We start from the raw sequence: 24,742 nt of genomic DNA on the forward strand, positions 1-24,742 counted from the left end.
TAAATCGCTACTTTGCAAAACGGTAGTTATTAATAAAATATTACAAAATACATAGAGTAAGTTACTAAATGGTTGTGAATGATAATAAAATGGTGGTGCTAGGTGCAGGTTGGTTGGGGCAAGCTCTTTGTCTTAAGGCAAAGGGATTGGCGTGGCAGGTGCAGGGGACACACCGTAGTCGCGATCACGAACATGACTTTCAGCGTCAGTTTGCACTTGAAGATGGTGTACTTAAACATGACGTATCACTTGAAGGAGCATGGTGGGTGTGTGCAATTCCACCGCGTAGCCGCAGCTCAGAAAGTAATTATTTAGATACATTACAAGCTGGGCTTGAACTTGCCAAACACCTAAATTGTAAAGGCTTTATTTTATGTTCTTCGACAGGTGTTTACCCAACTGACAATGGTTGTTACGACGAAAGCACAGAAATTAACTGCCAATCAGCACGCCAACAAACATTATACGATGCGGAGCAATTAGTGCTAAATGCAGGTGGCAAGGCATTGCGCTTAGCGGGACTTGTAGGCCCCGAACGCGACCCAGGTAAGTTTGTTGCAGGTAAAGAGCTTACTAGCTCAAGTCAGCAAGTGGTGAACATGGTACAACAGCAAGATGTAATAGCGGCGATTTTTTCAGTGCTTGAAAACTGGTCTAACGCCAATAGCATTTATAACGTTGTTAACCCAGCGCATCCAACAAAAGCGGATTACTACCAGCAAAAATGCTCTGAACTGGGTAATCAACCACCCACCTTTACAAGTCATGAAGCTGGCGAACGTATCATTGATGGTTCGGCTATTGAGGCGCTGAACTTTCACTATCAATTGCCAATTTAATTACTTTTTAAAGGTTAAGTGACCGCCGAGTCTGTATTTACTACCTGGTGAGACTAAGCGTGCAAAGCTTACAATGCCATTTGCTGACCACGTTCGGCGGATCACTTGCAAACAAGGCTCTTCATTGTAGAGATTAAGCCATTCGCACATTTCTTGGTTAGGCATAATCGCCTCAACCGTATGTCTGGCCTCAGTTAATGGCGCACTGGTTGATAAATACTCATGGGGAGTTAGGCTGTGGAAATCTTGTTGTAAGTAATCTTTTGCCAGAGCCGGGTTCACAAAGCGCTCTTCTACTTGCAGAGGTTGCTCGTTCTCGTTGTGAACGATGACGCTACGATAAACGTGACTGTCTACATCAACGCCCAATGCAATTGCAATAGGGGCAATTGCACGTATTGATTCCATCACTAAAATTGTACAGCTGTAATCACTGTTACGAGCTTTAACTTCATCAGCGATGTTTTTAATTTCGAGCAATGATGATTGTGACTTAAAGCTTGCTACAAAAGTCCCTTGGCCTTGGCTACGAGTTAGTATACCGGCGTCTGTAAGTTCAGATAACGCGCGTCTGGCCGTCATGCGGCTAACCTGAAACTGGCTGGTTAATTCGTTTTCTGAGGGCACGCGGCTATTTTCTTGCCATTGACCCGATCGAATGTTTTCCAAAATATATTCTTTTATTTGTGCAAACTTAGGGACGCTCATTGTGAAAGTGCACAGGTAAGTTAACAGTGTGTTACAAGGTGGCATAATTTTCTTGTATATACAAGATGAGTTGTTAAACTTTAAGCTAATTTGATTAGGCGCTTTAAAGCTCGCAGCAGATATAAGTATAGGTGAAAAATGCATACAACGAACGATAGCCAAATGCACTGGGATTTAGTGATCACAGATGCCAATATTGCCACCATGGATCCTGCAGTTGATGCGCCATACGGTGCTATAGAAAATGCAGCGATCGCAGTAAAAGAAGGTAAAATTGCTTGGTTAGGTTCGCAAGCTGACTTACCAAACTTTGATGCATTAGCAACACCGACTATCTCAGCTAAAGGGCAATGGTTAACACCGGGATTAATTGATTGCCACACTCACTTAGTGTTTGCCGGTAGCCGCGCTGAAGAGTTCGAGCAACGGTTGCAAGGTGTTAGTTATGAGCAAATTGCTGCTAATGGCGGCGGTATTGCAAGTACAGTACGAGCAACGCGCGCAGCAGACCACGAAACCTTATTTGTCAGTGCGAAAGAGCGTTTAAATGCGTTATACGCAGAAGGCGTGACTACGGTAGAGATCAAATCTGGCTATGGTCTTGACTGCGAAGACGAAATTAAGCTACTCGAAGTGGCTCGCTTATTAGGTGAAAATCATCCGGTTGATGTTAAAACCACATTTTTAGGTGCTCACGCATTGCCACCTGAATATAAAGGCCGTAGTGATGAGTACATTGATTTGGTTTGCGGTGAGATGCTTGACCGTGTTGTTGAAGCTGATTTAGCTGATGCGGTTGATGCATTTTGTGAAAATGTCGGTTTTAGTAACGAGCAAACTCGCCGTGTATTTGAAGCGGCTAAAAAGCACAACTTACCCGTTAAGTTGCATGCTGAGCAGTTATCTAATCAACATGGTGCAGAACTTGTTGCTGAATTTAATGGCTTATCAGCCGACCATATTGAACATTTAGATGAAGCAGGCATTCAAGCAATGGCCAAAGCAGGCACTGCGGCAGTGCTGTTACCGGGGGCATTTTATTTCTTACGCGAAACAAAATACCCACCAATTGAATTGCTTCAGCAGTATCAGGTGCCTATTGCTATATCAACCGACTTCAACCCAGGAACGTCACCATTGTGTTCATTGCATTTAATGATGAATATGGCCTGTACTCTTTTTCGTATGACACCAGAGCAAGCGCTTGCAGGTGTAACACGTAATGCCGCCAAAGCCTTGGGTCTTGATGATCGAGGTGTATTAAAAGTGGGGGCACGCGCTGATATTGCTCACTGGCAAATATCCCACCCTGCGCAATTAAGTTACCAATTCGGCGTAAATAAACTGTTAAATCTGTGGATTTTGGGTAGACTTAGTTAGAAGTTATTTTTACGTATTTTTGGATTAGATGTCATTAATTGCCAGTTTAGCGAGTAACGGTGTAGGGCTCGTAAATTTAAGTAGTGATGCAGTGCCTGTGTTTTTAGCAGGCTGCGTTTTTATGGCAATGATTTGTGCGTTGTGTGTCACTCGTCATCCAATACTTAGACTCAGTTTAGTTGTTAATGGTGTGCTGGGGTTGGCAATCCTCAGCTCCGCTATTCCTTGGTTAATCATTTTATTAGCAATGAGTCTTTGCTTTCATTTATGGCAAGCTTTTCGAACAAATAACTGGTTAGCGATTATTTTTACTGTCGCTGCGGCGATTACGTTTACAGTTATGTATTCTGCCCACTTATTGCTCGAAACTTCCGCGTATTGGCTAGTGATTTCAGTTATTGTTTTATCTGTGTCTGGCTTTTTTAACTTTGAAGAACCAGAAGAAAGTGAAGAAGTCATAGTTGATACTCCTTACCATGATGAAATAGACAGTACTCCACTAACAGGTTTGCCAGATCGCAGTGATTTACGACGTAGCTTTGCTAGCTGGGTTGAAGAACACTCGCATAACTGCGCCCTTGTTATGCTGCGTTTAGAGGGATTTGAAAGTGTTAACCAGCATATAGGTCGGGACTTTGGTGATTTATTACTTGCTCAGTCTGCTACTCGTATTAAACAGCAATTAGACAATGATGCAGTGCTTAATATTAGTAGTGGCGCTGGCAATATAGAAAAGCTTGCTCACTTAGGTGGATTAAATTTTGCCTTCATTTGCTCTCTTGAGGAGCAAAAGCATTTGCATGAGCAACTTATAAGTCAAATAAAACAAGTGACCTTAAAACCCTTCAATGTGGCAAATTGCACTATTGAGGTGAAAGTGCGAGCTAGCTACGTTAGCTGTAACGAGCCTGAATACAGTTTTGAAAACCTTATTTCTTTCGCTAACCTTGCACTTGATTCAAACCCAGATCGGGCTATCGTGCCATATCATCCACAAATGATGATTGAGCAGCTAGAGCAGCAAGCAAGGCTTCGAGAGCTGGCGCACTTAGATTTTGCTAGTGAGCTTGAGTTGTATTTTCAACCAGTGGTTCGTAATAGTGACAACAAAATAGAGTTTTTAGAATTATTGTTACGCTGGCAGCATCCAAAACAAGGGATCTTAGCAGCTAACAAGTTTATTGATGATATTCGTGTTGCAGGCCTTAGCTATCCGGTTGCTGCTTATGTGATTGAGCGAGCAGCAGAGCTTGCTATGGCATTACGTATGGAAGGCATGCAGCTGCCACTCAGTATTAATGTGTTTGGTCCTGAGATGCTGCATGAAGAGTTTATTGAATTTGTAGACCGTATTGCCACCGAGCATCATTTAGAACCCGGCGCTTTAATTATTGAATGCCCGCTTGATCTATTTATGAGCTTGGATGATCAAGGTAAAGCCATGGTTGCAAGGCTAAGTAGCATTGGTATTAAACTGTGTGTAGATGGATTAGGTGATACCCCTGTTTGGCTATCTAAACTACCAAATTTGAATGTTGAGTATGTTAAAGTTGCAGCATCGCTTACCGCAGATTTTGCTCACCAAACTCAAATACGTAGCCTCGTTTCAGGGGTGGTGGCTATGCATAATCAAAATAATGCTAAAGTGATTTGTGAAGGGGTGGAAACCTTAGAACAACTTAATTTTATTAAGTCATTAAATACCTATGCAGCGCAAGGTTATTATTTTAATTACCCGCTTAGTAGTGTAGGTATGGTGTCATGGTTAAAACAATGGCATTTAGAGCATCAGTAATGAAGCTAGCGAGTTGTTTGACTCGTTACATCGCGTTTATCTCAAACCTTGCTTACAATTTAAGGGGCGCGGCATAAAGCCGCTGCTACAGTTAGGGGTGAAACTTGTTTCGAGCAGACCTCCCCAAAAATCAGTCGTTATCTCGTTTCTCGCATCTTTCTAACTTGCCTCTCTTGCCTGCAAATACGCATTCACTAGGGCAGTGATGATTTGGCCGGCATCGTTCATGCCTGCTTCTAAACTAACAGGGTGTTGTGATGGTGCACCTTCACATAAATGAAGGTAGCGAGCAGTTGTTTGGCTGGCTGCTAAATGCACAAAGTGTTCTGCATCACTCACACTAAAGCCGCAATTGGTATAAGCGCTAACTGGCATTAGCGAAATACTGTCTAAGTCAACTTCGACGCCTAATGGGGCATTATCGAATTTATTAAGTGCTTGTTTACATGCGGTTGATAAGTCTATATTGCGACGAACTTGAATGTCTTGATAACTATCAAACGAGAAGTTTGCTTGAGTTAACGCATTCATAATTGCTTGATTATTCTTAAATTCGTGCAAACCCATCACATGATAATCAGCGAGATGATTTTCGCTGTAGGCATACCTAAAGCCATTACCGCTATGGCGACCTTCACAGTCTCTAAAATCAGCGTGAGGGTCTAAGTTAATGGCGTTTACTGGTTTGCCATGCTGCTTACTAAGGGCACGTAATATACCTAAGCAGTTGTTGTGTCCGCCACCTATCACAATTGGCTCAAGGCCAGCTGCAAAAATCATTGCCAGTACTTGCTCAACACGGGTGTCGATATCGCCACACAGTTCACGTAGTTTGGCTAAGTCGGCGTCGTTTTTATTATCAAGGTTAGCTGCTTGTTGGTTTAAATCATCAAGCGCAACTTCACCAAGTAGCAATACACGCTCATGGTTTAAAAATTGGTTATGAGTTTGATTCAAAAAGCGCTTTAAGAAAGCTAGCCATGCTTGCTGTGCACCGCCATTACCTAGGTTAGCACGAGGCCCAATATCTTCACACACGCCAACTAAAACGTAACGAATACCAAACTGTTTGGCATCAATAAGAGCCTGAGAGGCGTTTACATGTGTATCAAGAAGAGCAAGAGCTTGCCATGCTTTTTGTTCATTGGTGCGGCGGACACATAAATGTTTTACCGCCGCTTCATCATAAATTTTAAGGGGATTTATCACTGAGATTAGTCTTCTATTATTTCTAACTCTAATTCTTCAGCAGATAATATAATGCCGGTACTATCGGCGTAAACAAAGTCACCATCAAAGAAAGACACACCGGCAAAATTAACGCCTATACCATCTTCGCCTGCGCCTTCACTGTCTGCAGCAACTGGAATAGAAGCAATTGCTTGAATGCCTAGATCTAGCTCTTCAAGTTCGTCAACATGGCGAATAGCACCGTAAACGATGATCCCTTGCCAGTTATTCTCAAGGGCGATTTCTGCTAGTTCAATATCTATTAGTGCGCGTCGGGTTGAACCACCACCATCGATCAAAAGTACACTATCGGTTCCGTCCGTAGTTAAGATATCGCGGATCAGCTCGTTATTTTCAAAACATTTAACAGTTTTCACTCGGCCACTAAAGCTTGGGCGTCCACCAAAATTGATAAACATTGGCTCGAGCACATCGACCACGTCGGCAAAGTGATCGCATAAATCAGAAGTGCTGTAATCCATTTTTTCATCCTCTAAAGAGACTGTCTGTTTAGTACCCAGTATACCTTGATACAACTCAATAACAACGACTTAATACTGGTTTATTCGTTTAAATCAAAGGAATTTCGTTATCGCAACATTAGTGTCTCAAAAGCGTCACCTAATTGTTATTTTTACCGCCTAAGCTGAGATGAGTATAAAAATTAGACGCAAAGTATGACAAGGAGCTTACCATGGCAAACAACATGCTTACTAAATTGGCCAAAGTGGATGAACAGCTGTTTTTAAGTGTGTTTAACGACGCTTCGCCAAATTGGCTCAGAAAGTCAGCGCTTGGTTTATCAAAAAGCGGTGATGGCGGACTTTATGTGGTGTTGTTCCTTGGGTTTTGGTGGTTTACCGAACAACTTCATTTTCAGCAGCTTGCGATGAGTATATTGGTTGGCTTTGCAATTGAGCGCCCCATTTACTTTTTAGCTAAAAAGCGAATTGCGCGGGTAAGACCTTGCGACTGCTTAGTGCAAGGTGCGTATTTAGTGCCAAGTGACCAGTTTAGCCTACCGTCGGGGCATAGTGCTGGGGCATTTGTTATAGCGACTATTTTAACCATGTATTTCCCTGAGCTTACTGTGCTGTGGCTTCTTTGGGCATCGGGTGTAGCAGCATCTCGGGTGGTAATCGGTGTGCATTACCCTGCAGATGTAATTATTGGCGCAGGTATGGGGTCGAGTTGTGCAGTTTTAGCAGTCATGGTGGTGGAATCTATATGAGAATTTTGTACGGTATACAAGGAACAGGTAACGGACACATAACCCGTGCTCGCGTGATGGCAACCACCTTTAAAGCATTAGGGGTCGATGTTGACTACGTATTTTCCGGGCGCAAAGAGCAAGATTACTTTGATATGGCTGATTTTGCCGACTTTAGAACATTTAGAGGTTTATCATTTACCAGTAAATCAGGACAAGTTGATAGTTTAAGAACATTAAAAAATGCACGCCCTTTGCAGCTAATTAAAGATATTAAAAGCTTAGATTTACGTCATTATGATTTGGTTTTTAATGACTTTGAACCTATCACAGCGTGGGCAGCAAAACAGCAAGGTATTCCGGTTATTGGTATGAGTCATCAGGCTGCATTTTTGTCTGATAAAGTGCCAATGTTTGGTCGAGCTTTCTTTCGTCGTGCGTTGATCCGTAATTATGCCCCCGCGAATGTCTATCTCGGTGTTCATTGGCAACCTTATGCTGAGAATATTATTCCTCCTTTCATCGCGAGTCATCACCATGACAATCCTGTGATGGTTGAAAATAAAGTCTTAGTTTATTTACCGTTTGAGAACCTAGACAGTGTTGTCGACTACTTAAAGGACTTTCCTGAGCGTGAGTTTTACTGCTATCACCCCGATGCGCAAGATTGCTCAATCGGTAATATTCATCTGCGAGCGCCGTCACGAGTTGGGTTTCTTAACGATTTAGCCAACGCTGGTGGTGTGATTGGTAATGCAGGGTTTGAGCTTGCAAGCGAGGCATTACAGTTAGGTAAAAAGCTGTTACTCAAGCCGCTTGGCAAGCAGTTTGAGCAGGGGATTAATGCACAAACGCTGCTAGGCATGGGAGCTGCCCATGTTATGAGTTACCTTAACCCCTATGCGATGGATGATTGGTTGCAATCACCACAAAATAAAAGATTGAACTTTCCGAGTGATCCCGCGCCATTAGTTGAATGGGTAAGGAAAAAGCAGTGGCAGAAATTAGATAAGTTACACCAACATTTATGGCAAAAAGTTAACTTACAGTAAATACAGTTTGTTTGTTGGTTCCTTATATTGGAAAATGCATCGCCTTTTCAGGCTACTTTTTATTAGCTGCTTCAAATAGTTTAGCTATACTTTGAAATGCATGTTGCTATAGGGCACTTTGAATGAATGTATTACAAAATTTAACTATAAAACGTCGTTTACAGTTAAACGCGCTTGTTGTTGGCCTTGCAATGGTTGTAATGCTGTGTGTAATTATTTTTGAGTCACGCATGATGCTTAAGCTCAATGAAACAATTCAAAATGCAGAGGAACTCGATATTCATGAGCTTGCCATGCGCAAGCATGAAAAAAACTTTTTGTTTTATAAAAAAGTCGAGAGCCTTGAGCTTTTTGAAAATGAGTATACCCAGTTAAAAACCAAAATTGCTCGCCTAGATGAGTTAGTCGATGATCTTGATATGGATAGCACTAAACTTGATGAGTTTAAAGGATTAGCAAAAACTTACTATGACGACTTCAATAAGGTTGTGGTACTACAAAAGAAAATAGGTCTACACCCGAAAGATGCACTTTATGGTGATTTACGTGGTGCGGTGCATCAAGTAGAAACATTATTAAGTGAGCGCGAAAACTATAAATTACTAACTTTAATGCTACAGCTTCGCCGTGCAGAAAAAGACTTTATGCTGCGCTTTGATTTAAAGTATATGGGCAAGTTTGATGATTTAGTTGCTAGCTTTAGATCAGAGATTAAAAACGCAGGGTTCGATGCAAATTACGAAAACCAATTGCTTAGTTTGCTTGCGACTTATCAGAGTAAATTTAAAGCCTTAGTTGATGCACAAGTTGCCTTGGGCCTTGATTTAGAGTCAGGGGCACTCGGTGAGATGAAACGCAGTGTTGAGCTTAGTGATGCAATTGTCAGCCAACTGACCACACAAACTAAAGAGTTTGTAGAATCTAGTGCTGCTAGCGCGCAGTTGATTGCCATTCTTGTGTTTATTATTGCGAGCATTTTAGTGATGCTATTAGTTTACTTTACTAGCCGCTCAATTATTCAGCCTATCGAGCGTGTGTACCACACGATTAACGAAATTCGTCGCAATAACGATTTAAGCATGTCGATTTCTCAATCAGGTAAAGATGAAATTACCACCATGACGATCGACTTTAATAGCTTGATCAGTGATTTCAAAAAGCTGATTTATGAAGTTAATACCGCGCTAAGTACCCTTAACGTGGCAACTGAGCATTTATCAGAAACGACAGCAGCAACAAGCTCAGGTATGCAAGAGCAGCTTCACGAAGCAGATATGGTTGCTACAGCTGCCACTGAAATGCAGGCGACGATTCAAGATATTTCTCACAACACAGAAGCGGCTGCGAAAAAAGCTGAGTCAACTAACTTAAGTGCGCAGCAAGGTCGTGCGGAGGTTGAATCGACGGTGGTGCAAATTAATCACTTATCAGATTCACTCGGGAATGCTTCAAGTGTGGTGTCGCAGTTAGAAAAAGACGCTGAAACGATTGGCTCTGTGTTGGATGTTATTCGTGGTATCGCTGAGCAAACTAACTTACTGGCACTCAATGCGGCCATTGAAGCTGCGCGTGCTGGTGAGCAAGGTCGTGGCTTTGCGGTGGTTGCTGATGAAGTACGTTCACTTGCCCAGCGTACCCAAGACTCAACACAAGAGATTGAGAGCATTATTTCGACCCTACAAGGTCGCACACGAGAAGTGGTGAGTATTATGCAGCAATGTCGTACACAAGGTGGCGAAAGCGCGGCGCAGGCAAGCAAAGCCGGTGAGTTACTGCGTTCAATTACCGAAGATGTACAAACCATTATGGATATGAGTACTCACATAGCCACAGCAATTGATGAACAAAGCCAAGTGGCTTCTGAGGTCAATAAAAACGTGGTACGCATTCGTGATATCGCTCAAGAGGCATCGGGTCACGCGGCAACCAATGCACAAACCAGCGAAGAAGTATCTGAGCAAGCGCGTGTGCTTTATCAGGCAATCGATAAGTTTAAAGTTTAATAATTACTTGATACTTTATACTTTACATAAAAAAGCGCGGTGATGGTTTCGTCATCGCGCTTTTTTGTTGCTTGGGTGTGTATACCGCGACAAGGTATTAAGGCACAAACTTAATAGGCACGCTGTCTTTGTTGGCTTCGTGCTCTGTGACTCTGGCTTGATATTGTTGCCAAAGCGCATCATGATTTGCTTGTAGATCAGCTAAGTAATGCCAGCTAAACAAGCCACTATTATGATTATCGCTAAATACCAGTCGAATTGCATAATGGCCAACCGGCTCAATTTTACTAATTCCTACTTGCTGTTTGCCAAGCACCAGTTTCATCTGCTCATTACCGTGGCCTTGTACTTCAGCAGATGGTGAGTGAACACGCAGAAATTCAGCACTAAATTGGGCAATAGTCTGATCATCAAAATGAACATCTAATACTTTACTAACGCTGTGATAATGCACTTTAGTGACTTCTTTCATGTGAGCCTCGAATCTACGATTTATATACTAAAAAGCCTCCAACTGGAGGCTTTTTAGTATAACGCTAATTTGTTGATTAAAGAATGAAACGGCTTAAGTCTTCATCTTCAACAAGTGCACCTAAATGCTGTTCAACGTAATTGGCATCAATTGTTAGTGTTGAACCTGCTTTTTCTGAGGCATCAAATGAAATTTCTTCCATTAGTTTTTCCATCACTGTGTGTAAGCGACGTGCGCCGATGTTTTCGGTTTTCTCATTTACCTGCCAAGCCGCTTTCGCGATACGCTCAATTGCATCATCGGTAAACTCTACCTCAACTTGCTCAGTTTTTAACAGCTCACGTTGTTGCTCAGTTAATGAAGCATGAGGCTCAGTTAAGATACGTTTAAAGTCATCAGCACTTAGTGCTTCAAGCTCAACGCGGATTGGTAAACGACCTTGCAGCTCAGGGATCATGTCTGATGGTTTAGCCATTTGGAATGCGCCAGATGCAATAAACAACATGTGGTCAGTTTTAACCATGCCGTGTTTAGTGCTTACTGTTGAGCCTTCGATTAATGGTAGTAAGTCGCGCTGTACACCTTCGCGGCTAACATCAGGGCCAGACGCTTCACCACGTTTACAGATTTTATCGATCTCATCGATAAACACGATACCGTTTTGCTCTACCGCGAAGATAGCTTGCTCTTTTAACTCTTCAGGGTTAACAAGTTTTGCAGCTTCTTCTTCAACTAATAGTTTGAAGGCTTCTTTAATTTTTAACTTACGCTTACTGCGCTTGTCGCCACCCATGTTTTGGAACATGCTTTGTAGCTGGTTGGTCATTTCTTCCATACCAGGAGGTGCCATGATCTCAACATTAGGCTGAGCTTGTGCAACATCGATATCGATTTCTTTATCGTCTAATTGGCCTTCACGTAATTTCTTACGGAAAGATTGACGAGTCGAAGAGTTTTCTTCAGTTTTTGATTCACCAAAGGTGTCGCGCGCTGGTGGTAGTAGGGCATCTAAAATGCGCTCTTCTGCCGCTTCTTCAGCACGGTGCTTAAACTTCTTAGTTTGCTGTTCGCGGGTCATTTTAATTGAAATATCCACTAAATCACGGATGATAGTTTCAACTTCTTTACCAACATAGCCCACTTCTGTGAATTTGGTTGCTTCAACTTTAATGAAAGGCGCATTAGCAAGTTTTGCAAGGCGGCGAGCAATTTCAGTTTTACCCACACCAGTAGGACCAATCATTAAAATGTTTTTTGGTGTTACTTCGGCGCGTAGCTCGTCGCTTAGTTGCATACGGCGCCAGCGATTACGAAGCGCGATTGAAACTGCTTTTTTAGCTTTAGCTTGGCCGATAATGTGTTGATCTAGCTCGTGAACGATTTCTCTTGGCGTCATCTCAGACATGGCAGTTCCTATTACAATTCTTCAATAGTTTGGAAATTATTCGTGAATACGCAGATGTTGCCGGCAATAGTTAGGCTTTTCTCTACAATTTCACGTGCACTTAGGTCGGTGTTTTCAAGAAGCGCTGTGGCTGCTGATTGTGCGAAGTTACCACCACTGCCAATCGCAATTAGGTCATTTTCTGGCTGCACAACATCACCGTTACCTGTGATGATCAATGACGCAGTTTCGTCTGCAACTGCTAAGAGTGCTTCGAGTTTTCGAAGTGCACGGTCACTACGCCAATCTTTGGCCATTTCAACGGCTGCCTTAGTCAGGTTACCTTGGTGCATTTCTAGTTTGCTTTCAAATCGTTCGAAAAGGGTGAAGGCATCAGCAGTACCGCCAGCGAAACCAGCGATTACTTTGCCATTATAAAGACGTCGAACTTTGCGGGCGTTGCCCTTCATTACGGTATTACCAAGTGAAACTTGGCCGTCGCCACCAATTACGACCTTGTCGTCGCGGCGTACACTTACAATAGTGGTCATGATTATTCCTCATCATCGAGCGGCAAAGCCGCTCGTAAAAAGCGATTGATGAGGTGTTTATATGGGTGAATGAACTAAAATCAAGTCCAAAGCCAAATTCCGCAGCCCATTATTTTGATACGTTTAAGTTTATTTTTATCACTTTCGGCCAAACGTTTGGTTTCGTAAGGGCCTAAACGCACTTTATACCAAACACCATTGCTGCCTTGGGTTTTCTTTACCTCGGCAACCAAGCCGGCAAAAGCGATTTTAGCTTTTAATGTTTGTGCTTGCTCTAAGGTTCTAAAAGAACCGCATTGCATTACATACGGGCCCTTTTGTTCAATCTCTTTTACTTCAACCTGAACTTCGTGCTCTTTAATCTCTTTGATAAATTCAGGTGTTTTAGGTGGCGGAATAACTGTTTCTTCTTGTTTAGTCGGATTGGCTTGTTGTTCCACAAGTTCAGGGTCAGCATTATGTTTGATATACCATAAGCCATAGCTAAACCCGCCTACTAAAATAAGCGCGATTAAAATTAGAATAATAGGAAATGGCTTTTTCGCCGGAGCCTGCTTTTTATTTCTATTTGCTGGTTTTTTATTAATGTAATCGTGTTGTGCCATGACTCTTTTATTGGCCTTTAAATCATATCTATCGGATCAACGTCTAGGCTCCAACGCACTTTTTGCGCTAATTTGCTGGTGCTTATGTAGTCGACCATTTGCGCTAAATATTGGTGCAAGTGGGAGCGTTCCTGCGCCTGAATATGTAATTGAAAGCGATACTTACCAGCCACACGTTCCAGTGGCGCAGGTATCGGACCGAGCAATTGTATACCAGATACGTTCTGGACAGGAACCAAATCAGTTAAAAAATCGACCACTTGATTAATGTTATGTCCTTCGGCGCGCACCATAGCCATATTGGTAATGGGTGGAAGCTGAGCCTCTTCGCGCTCTGTCAGGGCATAGCGGGCAAAATCCTGATAGCCATTGTTGACTAAATCTTGTAGTAATGGATGCTCAGGAAAATGGGTTTGCAATAATACTTGCCCAGGTTCACCACTTCGACCAGCACGGCCTGCCACTTGTGTGACAAGTTGCGCTAAATGCTCGGTAGCGCGAAAGTCGCACGAATATAAACCGCTGTCGACATCTAAGATTAAAACCAGGCTAACATCAGCAAAGTGGTGGCCTTTTGCTAACATTTGCGTACCAACGAGGATACGCGCACCGCCTTGGTTAATATCATCAAGGGCTTTTTCTAAGCTGCCTTTACGACGAGTTGAATCTCGGTCGATACGACTAATCGGAATATCAGGAAAGGTTTGTGTTAAAAACTCTTCGATTTGTTCAGTACCTTTACCATTTGGAAAGATCTGTGTGCTGCCGCAATCGGGGCATTGATGAGGCACCTGATGTTGCTCACCACAGTGGTGACAAATCATCTGGCCAATGGCTTTATGAAAGGTTGCACTGGTGCTACAACGTGAGCACTCACTTAGCCAGCCACACTCATGGCATATAAGGGTAGGCGAAAAACCGCGACGGTTTAAAAACACCATTACTTGTTTGCCACGCTCTAAATGTTGGCGCATATAGGCAAGGCTAGCATGGGCAATGCCTGCTTGCTCTGGCTGACCTTTCATGTCAATTAGTTGAAACTGGTTATCGGTGCTGGTTTGGGCGCGCTCAGTGAGGCTCAACAGCTGATATTTGTTATTAATTGCTTTATGTAAGGTCTCAAGTGCCGGTGTGGCACTACCTAGAACGAGCACAATATTATGCTGGTATGCTCTATAAGCGGCTAGGTCTCTAGCATGATAGCGCAATGTATCTTGTTGCTTAAACGAGCTGTCGTGCTCTTCATCAACGATGATCATGCCAAGTGATAAAAAAGGTAAGAAAATACTCGAACGTGTGCCGATCACTATGGCGCAGCTGCCTTTTTCACAGAAACGCCAGGTCTGTAAGCGTTCGTTATCTGTCAGTGCGGAGTGCCAGAGCATAATCGGTGTATCAGGAAAGCGACGACGAAAACGATTAACCGTTTGTGGTGTTAAGCCAATTTCAGGCACTAATACTAGGGCTTGTTGGCCCTTTTTAAGTACTTCTTCTAGGCATTGCAAATACACTTCGGTTTTACCACTTCCGGTAACCCCTTCAAGTAAAAAGCTGGTAAAGCCGCTAGCTTGATTAATGCTGGTACACGCCACAGCTTGTTCTTTATTAAGTACAGGTTTGCTACCTACCGTCGGCGGGCGTTGCTGCCACTGGTTATCATGTTCGATAAACTGAGTGATCAGTTGTTTGTCGAGCAGGCTATCGATGGTTTTTTTTGTAAATCCGAGTGCTTTTAATTCTGTAACCGATGATTTGCCCGATTCGGCTAGCTGCTTTAATAAACTTAACTGGGTTTTTGCTTTTAGCGACGGCAGCTTTGCACCTTTTTCGGTCAGCTCAACCATGTTAATGCTGGTTTTATCAGGGCATTCGCCTTGTCTTAATGCAGCTGGAAGTGCCGTATGAATGGTTTCACCCAATGGATAACAGTAGTAGCGTGCAGTGAACTTCAGAAGCGCTAAATGTTGCTCAGATAAAACTGGCGTGTCGTCTATTACGTCTATAATCGGCTTTATTTTGTCAGCGGGAACATCGGTTGATGTTTTTAGAGCCAACACCACTGCAACCTTTTTTTGACTACCAAATGGCACGCGAACGCGCATGCCTGGCTTTAACTCAGGGCTGTGCAGCAGCTGTTCAACTTTATAATCGAAGGTACGCTGTAAAGGGACTTTTATGGCAACTTCTACAAAGTGCATAACAACTCTACTGAAACAAAGACGGAAAGATAATGTACTAAAATTACGGTTAAAAACCTACCAACAAATACTGAACAACAAGCCACTTGATTATTTTTTTAGCGAAATATGTATTTAAAGCTTGTCGCAAGGTCACTTGAGCTATAAAATACGCGGCCTATTAATTGTATTAACTGCGTATGGTGCCAGACTTCGGGTTTGGAGAGCGATACGGCCTTAACTAGAGGTTCCCTATGAAAGAAGGTATTCACCCTAAGTACGAAGCTATCACTGCAACTTGTTCATGTGGTAACAAATTCGAAACTAGCTCAACTCTTTGTAAAGACATCCACTTAGACGTATGTTCTGAGTGTCACCCGTTTTACACTGGTAAGCAAAAGATTTTAGACACTGGCGGCCGTGTTGATCGTTTCAACAAGCGCTTCGGTGCACTTAGCAGCAAGAAGTAATTTCTGCTGTTTAGTTAAAAGAAGCACCTTAGGGTGCTTTTTTTATGGCTAAAATTCACAAAATTCGTTATTAACACTGACACTTACTTATCATCTTCACTCATTTCCTTTGCATAACTATTTCTGGCTGTTATGCCCATTATGTCGTTAATTGTAGAGACAAAGTGCCACCCCTTGGCTATATTCTTTTTTGTATAAATGAGTATACCAATCCGCAATAATACTTAATCATTTTGAGGGATTAAACCTGTCGCTACCTGCGTTAAAAATTTCTGATTTAGAACACAACTAAATAACGAAATTTTTGCCTTGCTATCAACAAGGTTTCATTGCCTCAAAATAGACTACTTAACTAAGCGTATTGGTATCTAAAAGTTATTAAAAATAATAAATTTAAATAATTTCGTGAGTAAATGCTGTGAACTTCGTTGAAATGGCTGTTTTGGGCTAATTTCGGCTATTTGCAGTGTTCGTGCATATAAAATACAAAAACACGCGCTTAAAAGGCCATAAATAGGTTGATTTTTATGTTTGATTAATCGCAACTATGCACAGAAATTGTTGGGAAATCCTTTAAAATTAAGCGATATAGCTTATAACAGGATAGACCTGATAATACTTGGAATTTTTATACATTACAGGTATCGTACTGATGCAAGCTCTCTCACTTTTTAACTTTTTGCAGGATACTATCGCGTTATGTCAGATTTTCGTGAAAAAGCATTACATTACCACGCTCACCCCGTTCCAGGTAAAATTAGTGTTGAACTAACTAAGCCAGCCGAAACGGTTAACGATCTCGCTTTAGCTTATAGCCCAGGTGTGGCTGAACCAGTCCGCGAAATTGCTGCTGATCCAGCAAATGCCTATAAGTACACAGGTAAAGGTAACATGGTTGCGGTTATTTCAAACGGTACCGCAATTCTAGGATTAGGTAACTTAGGCCCGCTTGCATCAAAACCTGTAATGGAAGGTAAAGCGTTACTATTCAAACGTTTTGCTGGCCTTGATTCAATTGATATTGAAGTAAAACACCGCACAACAGAAGACTTCATTAATACGGTTGCTAACATCGCTGATACGTTTGGTGGTATCAATCTAGAAGATATTAAAGCGCCAGAGTGTTTTGAAATCGAAAAAGCGCTTATCGAGCGTTGCGATATTCCAGTTTTCCACGATGACCAACATGGCACTGCTATTGTTACCGCTGCTGGTATGCTTAATGCCCTTGAAGTACAAGGTAAAGACATCGAAGATGCAATTATCGTATGTTTAGGTGCCGGTGCAGCTGCAGTTGCTTGTATGGAGCTATTAATAAAATGTGGCGCACTGCGTGAGCACATCTATATGCTTGACCGTAAAGGTGTGATCCACACTCGTCGTGATGACTTAAATGAGTATAAGCAATTATTTGCTAACAATACTGATAAGCGTACATTACAAGACGTTATTGCTGATGCTGATGTGTTTGTAGGTGTATCTGGTCCTAATCTATTAACTGCCGATGATCTTAAACTGATGGCAGATAAGCCTGTGGTGTTTGCGTGTTCAAACCCAGATCCTGAGATTGCCCCAGAAGTTGCACACAGTGCACGTAACGATTTAATTATGGCAACGGGGCGTTCAGACTTCCCTAACCAAGTGAATAACGTGCTTTGTTTCCCGTTTATTTTCCGTGGTGCGCTAGATGTGCGAGCAACGGCAATTAATGATGAAATGAAAATTGCAGCTGTGCATGCTATTCGAAGCATTGCAAAAGAGCCTGTACCAAGCGAAGTATTAAAAGCGGCTGGCGTTGAGTCACTAGAGTTTGGTGCCGAGTACATCATTCCTAAGCCAATGGACCCGCGTTTATTACCTCGTATTGCTCGTGCTGTTGCTGAGGCGGCAGTAGAGTCAGGGGTTGCGCAAATTGAGATGCCAGAAGATTACATGCGTTAAACTTAATTAACGCTAATAAAAAAACTCAGCCTAAGCTGAGTTTTTTTATGCCTGTGGCTATCGGCGGTGATCCGATGGCCGAAATACTTACTCTGAATCAAGAACAGGGATATCTAACCCCATTTCTTGCATAATCTTTTTAACTTCTTCTGGCACCTTTTCAGGGTTGTCTTTACGAAGGTCATCGTCATTTGGTAATGGTTGACCTGTAAAAGCATGTAGGAAAGCTTCACACAATAACTCACTATTCGTCGCATGACGTAAGTTATTGATCTGACGACGTGTACGTTCATCAGTTAATACTTTTAATACATTAAGTGGGATCGATACGGTAATCTTTTTTACTTGTTCTGATTTTTTACCGTGTTCTGCATATGGGTGAATGTATTCACCGTTCCATTTAGCCATAAGTTATTTCGTTGCCTCGGTTGTCAGTTATTTACGCGAGATACCAATTCAAAATAGAACACTTCGTAAAGGTAATTAGTATTTCTCATCGCGCAAGATGCGGAAATTCTATCTCTTTAAAAAAGATAGTCAAATACTAGTTATTTAGCCATCTAGTAGTGTAAATGTATAAACTTCTATTGTGAGCTATAAATACTTTGACTTCTCATAGTCGATCATCTAACCTTTTAGACGTCTAAACATCCAATTTATGAATAGGTGATGAAATGAGTGAAAAAAATAAAGCGACGATAGCGGTTCGTCACGGCATCGAAGCCGATAAGCATCATGGTGCGGTTGTGCCACCTCTATACTTATCAACCACCTATTCATTTGCTGACTTTGATACTAAACGCCAGTATGACTATGGCCGCAGTGGTAATCCGAATCGCGATATCTTAGCTGAAACCTTAGCTGAGCTTGAAGGGGGTGCAAGAGGCATTATTACTGCAACAGGTATGTCTGCAGTGCATTTAGCAACTCAGCTGTTAAACAGTGATGACACACTGGTTATTCCACATGACTGTTATGGCGGTAGTTACCGTTTATTCACTTCGCTTGAAAAGCGTGGCTTATTAAAACTAAAAGTTTTGGATTTAACCAAATCTGAAAACCATCAAGAAATTTTATCGATAAAACCTAAGTTGATTTGGATTGAAACGCCAAGTAACCCAATTTTGCGTTTAACTGATATTAAAGCAATTACGAGCATTGCTAAGCAGTGTGGTGCTTTAGTTGCGGCTGATAACACCTTCTTATCACCTGCATTACAAAACCCAATTGAGTTTGGTGTTGATATTGTTGTGCACTCAACCACTAAATATATTAATGGTCACTCTGATGTGGTCGGCGGGGCGGTGATTGCTGCAACGCAAGAGTTAGGTGATGAGCTTGCTTGGTGGGCGAATAACATTGGTATTACTGGTGCACCATTTGATAGCTACTTAACACTTCGTGGTTTACGTACTTTAAATGTACGTTTGAAGCAGCACCAAGAAAATGCCTTTGCAATTGCTGAGTATTTAGAAAACTCACCTTATGTAAGCCAAGTTTATTACCCAGGCCTTTCTTCACACCCACAGCATGAGCTTGCTAAAGCACAGCAGCGCGGTTTTGGTGGTATGGTGAGCTTTGATATTAAAGGCGACATTAACGATGCCGCAGCGTTTTTAACAAGCCTTAAAGACTTTAGCCTTGCTGAGTCGCTTGGTGGGGTAGAGAGCTTGATTTGTCACCCTGCAACGATGACACACGCAGGTATGGAGCCTAAAGCCCGTCTTGAAGCTGGTGTCGGTGATACCCTTATTCGTATTTCTGTAGGCATTGAAGACGTAAAAGACCTTATTGCCGATTTAGACCGTGTTTTTAATTTAGTAAAACCAGGTCAAGGCCAGCAAGTTACAAAAGCTGAAGTTAAGCAAGCACAGCAAGATACACAACAAAACACGTCATTTAAGTTAACGCCAGCACATACGGCATTGTGGTAGAAAAATGGTAAATATTGTTCATAAATTTGGTGGCTCAAGCTTAAGCTCGGCAGAACGCTATCATGCGGTGGCTAACATTGTTTTAGCGAATACGGAGCAGGGCGATTGCGTAGTTGTATCGGCATCGGGTAAAACAACCGATACTTTAGTAAAGCTTTGGCAAAGTTACCAGCAGCAAGATAGTCAAGCCGTTAGCGATATTCTACTGCTTATTGATAATAATCAACGTGCGCTTATTGAGCAGTTACTTACAGGCCAAAATAAACAACAGGCGTTGGCACAGTTAAAAGATGAACTTGCTGTATTAAACGAATTAATTAGTCAGCAACAGTTACTTGAAGCACCTTTACTTGCACATGGTGAAGTGTGGTCGGCGCGCTTGTTGGCGGCTTACTTAAATCAGTTGGGTATTGCTGCACAAGATGTTGATGCAAGGCAGCTATTTACTTTAAATGATGGCCAGCTTTTACATCAAAAAAACCAGCAGCAATGCAGTGATACGATTAGCAAATCACATATCAACGTAGTAACGGGCTTCATTGCCGCAGATTGCCAAGGTAATACGGTTACTTTAGGCCGTAATGGCAGTGATTACAGCGCCACATTACTGGCCAGTTATACTTTTGCTAAACAAGTGTCTATTTGGACAGACACACAAGGGGTATTTAGCACTGACCCTCGTAAGGTTAAAAATGCGGTTAAATACGCCAAGGTATGTCGTGAGCAAGCAAACTTATTAGCGCGCTTAGGCAACCCAGTACTTCATGCAAAGACGTTATCGCCGTTAAAAGACTCAGAAATCAAACTCGTAGTTAGAAGTAGTTTTGATTGCGATGCCACGCCAACCGAAGTGGTAAAAGAAGGCTATAGCAAAGCAAAACGTTTTATTACTACCTTAGATAACATTGATTTATTACGCGTTGATAAACTAAGTAGTGGTGAAGTAGGTGAGCTAAGTCAGTTAATTCAACACAGCTTGCATCACTTTGTTAAAGAAGGTGATACCTACTTGTTAGTGCCTGGTCAAAGTACTCATCAGATTGTCAGCCATTTAGCGGGTCGCGCCAATATTGTAGAGTCTAATTTAAGCGGTTGTGCGGTAGTTGCACCGACTGCTGATATCGGCGCTCTTGCAGAGCAAGCAACAGCGCTTTTAAAAGAGCAGAGCATTCATCCTCGTTTTGTACAACAAGACGATAACTATGTGTTGATCTTAAATGATCAAGCAATTGATAGTGATGTTTTAACTCTTCTACATGACAAGTTGGTAAACAAAGGCCAAGAGCTGGCCATTATAGTTGCTGGCCTTGGTAATGTGGGTGAAGTGTTCTTATCGCAACTTCAAGCTCAGTTTGCTCGTTTATCTGCCCATTATAAAGTAAAGGTGGTTGCTCTTCTTCGCTCTAAGCAAATGCTATTTAGTGCCAGTGGTTTAAATACTGAAACATGGCAGGAGCAGTGGCACAATGAAGCGCAAAGCTACGACAAAGCTGAATTATTAGCGCGTATCAATGAGCTTGATTATGAGCATAAAGTGATAATTGATATCACTGCGAGTGAGGCTTTTAGTCAGTTGTATCCTGATTTTGTAGAGCTTAACTGTCATCTGATCAGTGCAAATAAATATGCGGGTACCGCTGCAAACGATTGGTATCAAGCACTGCGTAGTCAATTAGCTGAGCGAAATCTGTTATGGCGTTATAACACCAGTGTTGGCGCAGGTTTACCGATTAACTTTGCTTTGGCTGATTTACAAAATAGTGGTGACAGCATTAACCGTATTGAAGGGGTATTCTCGGGTACTTTATCGTGGTTATGTAGCAGTTATGATGGCAAGGTGCCGTTTTCTGATTTAGTGCTACAAGCACAGCAAATGGGTTACACAGAGCCTGATCCTCGTGAAGATTTATCTGGCCGCGATATGCAGCGTAAACTGCTTATATTAGCGCGAGATTTAGGGCTAGATTTAGAGCTTGATGACATTGCTCTAACACCACTTATGCCAGCAGCATTGGCAGCAGGTAGCTGGCAAGATTTTCTTGCAAACAGACAGCTGCTCGATGAATTCATGACAGAAAAAGCAGCCCAAGCTGCGGCAGAAGATAAAGTAGTGCGCTACACAGGTGCTATCACACTTGTTGATGGCAAGGTTCAGGCACAGGTAGGTTTAGTCTATGTTAGCAAAGATGATGTGCTAGCAAGTCTTAAACCGGGCGATAACATCTTTGTGATTAATTCACAGTGGTATACAGACAATGCATTAGTGATCCAAGGCCCTGGAGCGGGTAAAGAAGTTACTGCGGCAGGGGTTCATTCAGATCTGTATTGGCTGGTGAATAACTTAAAATAATTTTGCTGATCTTAGTTTTAATGGCTAAGCAAAAAGCGCCCCATGGGCGCTTTTTTATTGTCTAAAACTAATATAGTAATTAGAACAGTTCTTCTTCTGTACTCAGTTTTTCTTCAAATACATCTGTTGGCTCTTCTGTAACATACTTTGTAGGTGCAGTGCCTTTAATAAAGTATTCGAAGCGGCTGGTATAGTCATTCTTGTGGCTTAATAAGCCCGTTGCTAAATCAATACGAACCGAGACTAAGCCTTCAGGAAGTTCGATAGGAGCTTCTGGCATACCGTCAAGCGCTGCGCGCATAAAGTCGACCCACGCTGGCTGTGCGGTTTTTGCACCTGACTCAGCCCCAGAAATTTGTGAATTATCTAAGTTTTTATTTCTAGCACTACGGCCAAGTGTAATACCAGGATTGTCAAAACCTACCCATACGGAGGTTAGTACATTGCGATTAAAACCACTGAACCAAGTATCAACAGAATCATTAGTGGTACCTGTTTTACCAGCTAGGTCGCGTCGGTCTAAAGCTTGAGCACGCCAACCGGTGCCACTCCAACCTGTTTTATGACTCCAACTACCGCCGCCCCAAATGGCGCTGTGCATAGCTTGCGAGATTAAGAATGCATTTTGCTTTGAAATAATACGCGGAGCACAACGCTGGACTGGTGTTTGCTCTGTTTCAGTGATGCTAAGTTGGCTCGAATCGCGCGCTGCAAGCTCAACAGTGGCAGCCGGTTTTGGGCTATCACAAGCCAATTGAGGATTTGCCTTAAATAATGTATTGCCTGCTGAATCTTGGATTTCAGTAATAAAATAAGGCTTAATTAGGTGGCCACCGTTTGCAAAAGCGCTCATACCGCGTGCAAGTTCAAGCGGGGTAATCGAGGCACTACCAAGGGCTAACGACTCACTGCGATTAATATCACTATTTAAAAACCCAAACTTAAGCAAGTGATCTGCAGTGCGCTCTAGGCCAACACCACGCAGTAAACGAACAGAAATTACGTTTTTTGATTGTGCCAGTGCTCTGCGAATACGAATAGGGCCATTATAAACAGCTGGGCTGTTTTTAGGTCGCCATGCAACCCCTTGGCTTTTATCCCACTGATTAATAGGTGCATCATTCAAAATAGAAGCGAGTGTATAACCATTCTCAAGAGCTGCTGAATAAATGAATGGTTTAATGTTTGAACCCACTTGGCGTTTTGCTTGCACTGCACGGTTGTATTGGCTTTGTTCAAAGCTGTAACCACCTACAATGGCTTTAATTCGACCATCTTGCGGATCAAGCGAAACTAATGCACTCGATGCTTCAGGTATTTGGCTTAATATATAGCTATTGTCTGGATTTTTACGTAACCAAATTTGAGCGCCTGCTGTGAGAATGTCGCCAGCTGTTTCTGGTGCAAAACTTTGGCGGTAGCGCGTAATATATTTACGAGCCCACTTTAAACCATCCCATTCAACATTAACTTGTTCGCCACTTTTTAATAAAACAGAGATTGATTGCTCAGCTACTTGAGTGACAACACCAGCTAATAAAGGGCCAAACTCTTTTACATCTTTAAGTTTGTTTAAAATCGCGTCTCGAGTTAATGGCGTGTCGGTTTCACTATCCCATAAATGAGCGGTTGCTCCTCTATAGCCATGGCGCATATCGTAGGCATGTAAGTTGTTTACAAGCGCATCTTGTGCCGCCTGTTGGATATTTGAATCTACACTGGTGTAAACCTTGAAGCCTGTATTATAAGCTCGTTCATGGCCATAACGCTCAACCATTTCGGCGCGAACCATCTCAGAAATATAAGGCGCATATACTTCAATTTCAGCACCGTGGAATTTTGCCGTAATAGGCGCGTTAACGGCGTCTTGATACTCTGACTGACTAATATATTTTTCAGTTAGCATACGACCAAGTACAACATTACGACGTGCCTTGGCTCTCACAGGGTTACGAATTGGGTTTAGTGCAGAAGGAGCTTTAGGTAAACCAGCAATCATTGCCATTTGGGCTAACGTAAGTTCATTTAATTCTTTGCCATAATAAACTTGGGCTGCTGCACCAATACCAAAAGCACGATTCCCCAATTCAATTTTATTTAAATATAATTCGAGTATTTCATCTTTAGTTAATATACTTTCAATATGCAATGCGATGAATATCTCTTTGACTTTACGGATATAAGCCTTTTCTCGGGTTAAGAAAAAGTTACGGGCAAGCTGCATAGTTATGGTACTTGCGCCTTGTTTCTTTTCACCTGTAGATATGAGTACAATGGCTGACCGAACGATACCAATTGGGTCTATACCAATGTGTTCGTAAAAACGATTGTCTTCGGTCGCTAAAATCGCATCGATTAACGGTTGGGGGATTTGATCTATTGTGACGGGAATGCGGCGTTTTTCACCAAATTGATTAATCAATAAACCATCGCGTGAAAAAACTTGCATAGGTGTCTGTAATTGAACGTCTTTTAAAACCTGTACGCTAGGAATGTCAGGTTTAACGTAATAGTATAGACCAACTAAAGTGATTAGCCCTAAGAATGAGCAAATGATAAAAAATTGTAAAGTTCGTTTTAATAAAATCACTTATATTTTCCCTAAATGGACTCCCAATTAGAATCGGAGACTGCTAGTATA

General features: G+C 42.2%; 20 protein-coding genes. 10 read left to right on the forward strand and 10 right to left on the reverse strand.

The genetic code is table 11. The annotated features are described in order from the left end of the window. Positions 1-68: 68 nt before the first annotated feature. Complete coding sequence (locus NH454_RS02740) at positions 69-839, forward strand: NADP-binding protein (RefSeq protein WP_253038163.1); 771 nt, start codon at positions 69-71, stop codon at positions 837-839. Here the strand turns inward: NH454_RS02740 and hutC are convergent, their stop codons facing one another. Beyond that, positions 840-1,547, reverse strand: coding sequence for a histidine utilization repressor (gene hutC / locus NH454_RS02745; RefSeq protein ID WP_135922761.1), 708 nt, complete (start codon positions 1,545-1,547; stop codon positions 840-842). A gap of 138 nt (positions 1,548-1,685) precedes the next feature. Between hutC and hutI the strand changes: the two genes are divergently transcribed. After that, positions 1,686-2,927, forward strand: coding sequence for an imidazolonepropionase (gene hutI / locus NH454_RS02750; RefSeq protein WP_253038164.1), 1,242 nt, complete (start codon positions 1,686-1,688; stop codon positions 2,925-2,927). A gap of 121 nt (positions 2,928-3,048) precedes the next feature. Further along, positions 3,049-4,722 (forward strand): EAL domain-containing protein, encoded by a 1,674-nt coding sequence (locus NH454_RS02755; protein ID WP_205994313.1) that lies wholly within the window; start codon positions 3,049-3,051, stop codon positions 4,720-4,722. 159 nt (positions 4,723-4,881) lie between these two features. On the opposite strand, the gene NH454_RS02760 is transcribed toward NH454_RS02755, so the two are convergent. Together NH454_RS02760 and rraA are read right to left on the reverse strand one after the other, a co-directional pair. Continuing rightward, positions 4,882-5,931, reverse strand: coding sequence for a formimidoylglutamase (locus tag NH454_RS02760; protein WP_253038165.1), 1,050 nt, complete (start codon positions 5,929-5,931; stop codon positions 4,882-4,884). A gap of 5 nt (positions 5,932-5,936) precedes the next feature. Then, positions 5,937-6,434 carry a ribonuclease E activity regulator RraA gene (gene rraA / locus NH454_RS02765; RefSeq protein WP_135922757.1) on the reverse strand — a complete coding sequence of 166 codons (498 nt, stop codon included), beginning with the start codon at positions 6,432-6,434 and terminating at the stop codon, positions 5,937-5,939. A gap of 212 nt (positions 6,435-6,646) precedes the next feature. Here rraA and NH454_RS02770 point away from each other — a divergent pair, with 212 nt between their 5' ends. From NH454_RS02770 to NH454_RS02780, 3 genes are all read left to right on the forward strand, one after another. Further along, the gene (locus NH454_RS02770; RefSeq protein ID WP_235403923.1) at positions 6,647-7,183 is read left to right on the forward strand and encodes a phosphatase PAP2 family protein; all 537 of its coding nucleotides are present in this window, start codon (positions 6,647-6,649) and stop codon (positions 7,181-7,183) included. Then, positions 7,180-8,214, forward strand: a complete 1,035-nt coding sequence (locus NH454_RS02775; RefSeq protein ID WP_138558029.1) for an MJ1255/VC2487 family glycosyltransferase — start codon at positions 7,180-7,182, stop codon at positions 8,212-8,214. Before NH454_RS02770 ends, NH454_RS02775 begins: the two co-directional genes overlap by 4 nt. 122 nt (positions 8,215-8,336) lie before the next feature. Continuing rightward, the gene (locus NH454_RS02780) at positions 8,337-10,217 is read left to right on the forward strand and encodes a methyl-accepting chemotaxis protein (RefSeq protein ID WP_253038166.1); all 1,881 of its coding nucleotides are present in this window, start codon (positions 8,337-8,339) and stop codon (positions 10,215-10,217) included. A gap of 97 nt (positions 10,218-10,314) precedes the next feature. Here the strand turns inward: NH454_RS02780 and NH454_RS02785 are convergent, their stop codons facing one another. The 5 genes from NH454_RS02785 to priA form a co-directional block, all read right to left on the reverse strand. After that, positions 10,315-10,689: a gamma-butyrobetaine hydroxylase-like domain-containing protein gene (locus tag NH454_RS02785; RefSeq protein WP_135922754.1), complete on the reverse strand. Its 375-nt coding sequence runs from the start codon at positions 10,687-10,689 to the stop codon at positions 10,315-10,317. A gap of 76 nt (positions 10,690-10,765) precedes the next feature. Next, the gene (gene hslU, locus NH454_RS02790; protein ID WP_135922753.1) at positions 10,766-12,094 is read right to left on the reverse strand and encodes an HslU--HslV peptidase ATPase subunit; all 1,329 of its coding nucleotides are present in this window, start codon (positions 12,092-12,094) and stop codon (positions 10,766-10,768) included. A gap of 11 nt (positions 12,095-12,105) precedes the next feature. Next, on the reverse strand, positions 12,106-12,624 hold the full coding sequence (gene hslV / locus NH454_RS02795) for an ATP-dependent protease subunit HslV (protein ID WP_008115012.1): 519 nt from the start codon (positions 12,622-12,624) through the stop codon (positions 12,106-12,108). A gap of 80 nt (positions 12,625-12,704) precedes the next feature. Further along, entirely contained in the window at positions 12,705-13,229 is a 525-nt protein-coding gene (locus NH454_RS02800) for an SPOR domain-containing protein (RefSeq protein WP_135922752.1), read from the reverse strand. 17 nt (positions 13,230-13,246) lie between these two features. Further along, positions 13,247-15,427 carry a primosomal protein N' gene (priA, locus tag NH454_RS02805; protein WP_253038167.1) on the reverse strand — a complete coding sequence of 727 codons (2,181 nt, stop codon included), beginning with the start codon at positions 15,425-15,427 and terminating at the stop codon, positions 13,247-13,249. A gap of 233 nt (positions 15,428-15,660) precedes the next feature. Here priA and rpmE point away from each other — a divergent pair, with 233 nt between their 5' ends. Further along, positions 15,661-15,876 carry a 50S ribosomal protein L31 gene (rpmE, locus tag NH454_RS02810; protein ID WP_036973208.1) on the forward strand — a complete coding sequence of 72 codons (216 nt, stop codon included), beginning with the start codon at positions 15,661-15,663 and terminating at the stop codon, positions 15,874-15,876. A gap of 699 nt (positions 15,877-16,575) precedes the next feature. Continuing rightward, positions 16,576-17,817, forward strand: coding sequence for a malic enzyme-like NAD(P)-binding protein (locus NH454_RS02815; RefSeq protein WP_135922750.1), 1,242 nt, complete (start codon positions 16,576-16,578; stop codon positions 17,815-17,817). 87 nt (positions 17,818-17,904) lie between these two features. Here NH454_RS02815 and metJ read toward each other — a convergent pair whose 3' ends face one another. Continuing rightward, a complete protein-coding gene (metJ, locus tag NH454_RS02820) occupies positions 17,905-18,225 on the reverse strand; it encodes a met regulon transcriptional regulator MetJ (protein ID WP_054563330.1) in 321 nt (106 codons plus the stop codon). Positions 18,226-18,491: 266 nt separating this feature from the next. Between metJ and metB the strand changes: the two genes are divergently transcribed. Then, positions 18,492-19,751, forward strand: coding sequence for a cystathionine gamma-synthase (metB, locus tag NH454_RS02825; RefSeq protein ID WP_253038168.1), 1,260 nt, complete (start codon positions 18,492-18,494; stop codon positions 19,749-19,751). A gap of 4 nt (positions 19,752-19,755) precedes the next feature. After that, positions 19,756-22,101, forward strand: a complete 2,346-nt coding sequence (gene metL / locus NH454_RS02830; protein WP_253038169.1) for a bifunctional aspartate kinase/homoserine dehydrogenase II — start codon at positions 19,756-19,758, stop codon at positions 22,099-22,101. Between the two features lie 79 nt (positions 22,102-22,180). On the opposite strand, the gene NH454_RS02835 is transcribed toward metL, so the two are convergent. After that, a complete protein-coding gene (locus tag NH454_RS02835) occupies positions 22,181-24,691 on the reverse strand; it encodes a PBP1A family penicillin-binding protein (RefSeq protein WP_138557077.1) in 2,511 nt (836 codons plus the stop codon). Positions 24,692-24,742 lie beyond the last annotated feature (51 nt).

Source organism: Pseudoalteromonas sp. Ps84H-4 (assembly GCF_024124645.1).
Lineage (GTDB): Bacteria > Pseudomonadota > Gammaproteobacteria > Enterobacterales > Alteromonadaceae > Pseudoalteromonas > Pseudoalteromonas lipolytica_C.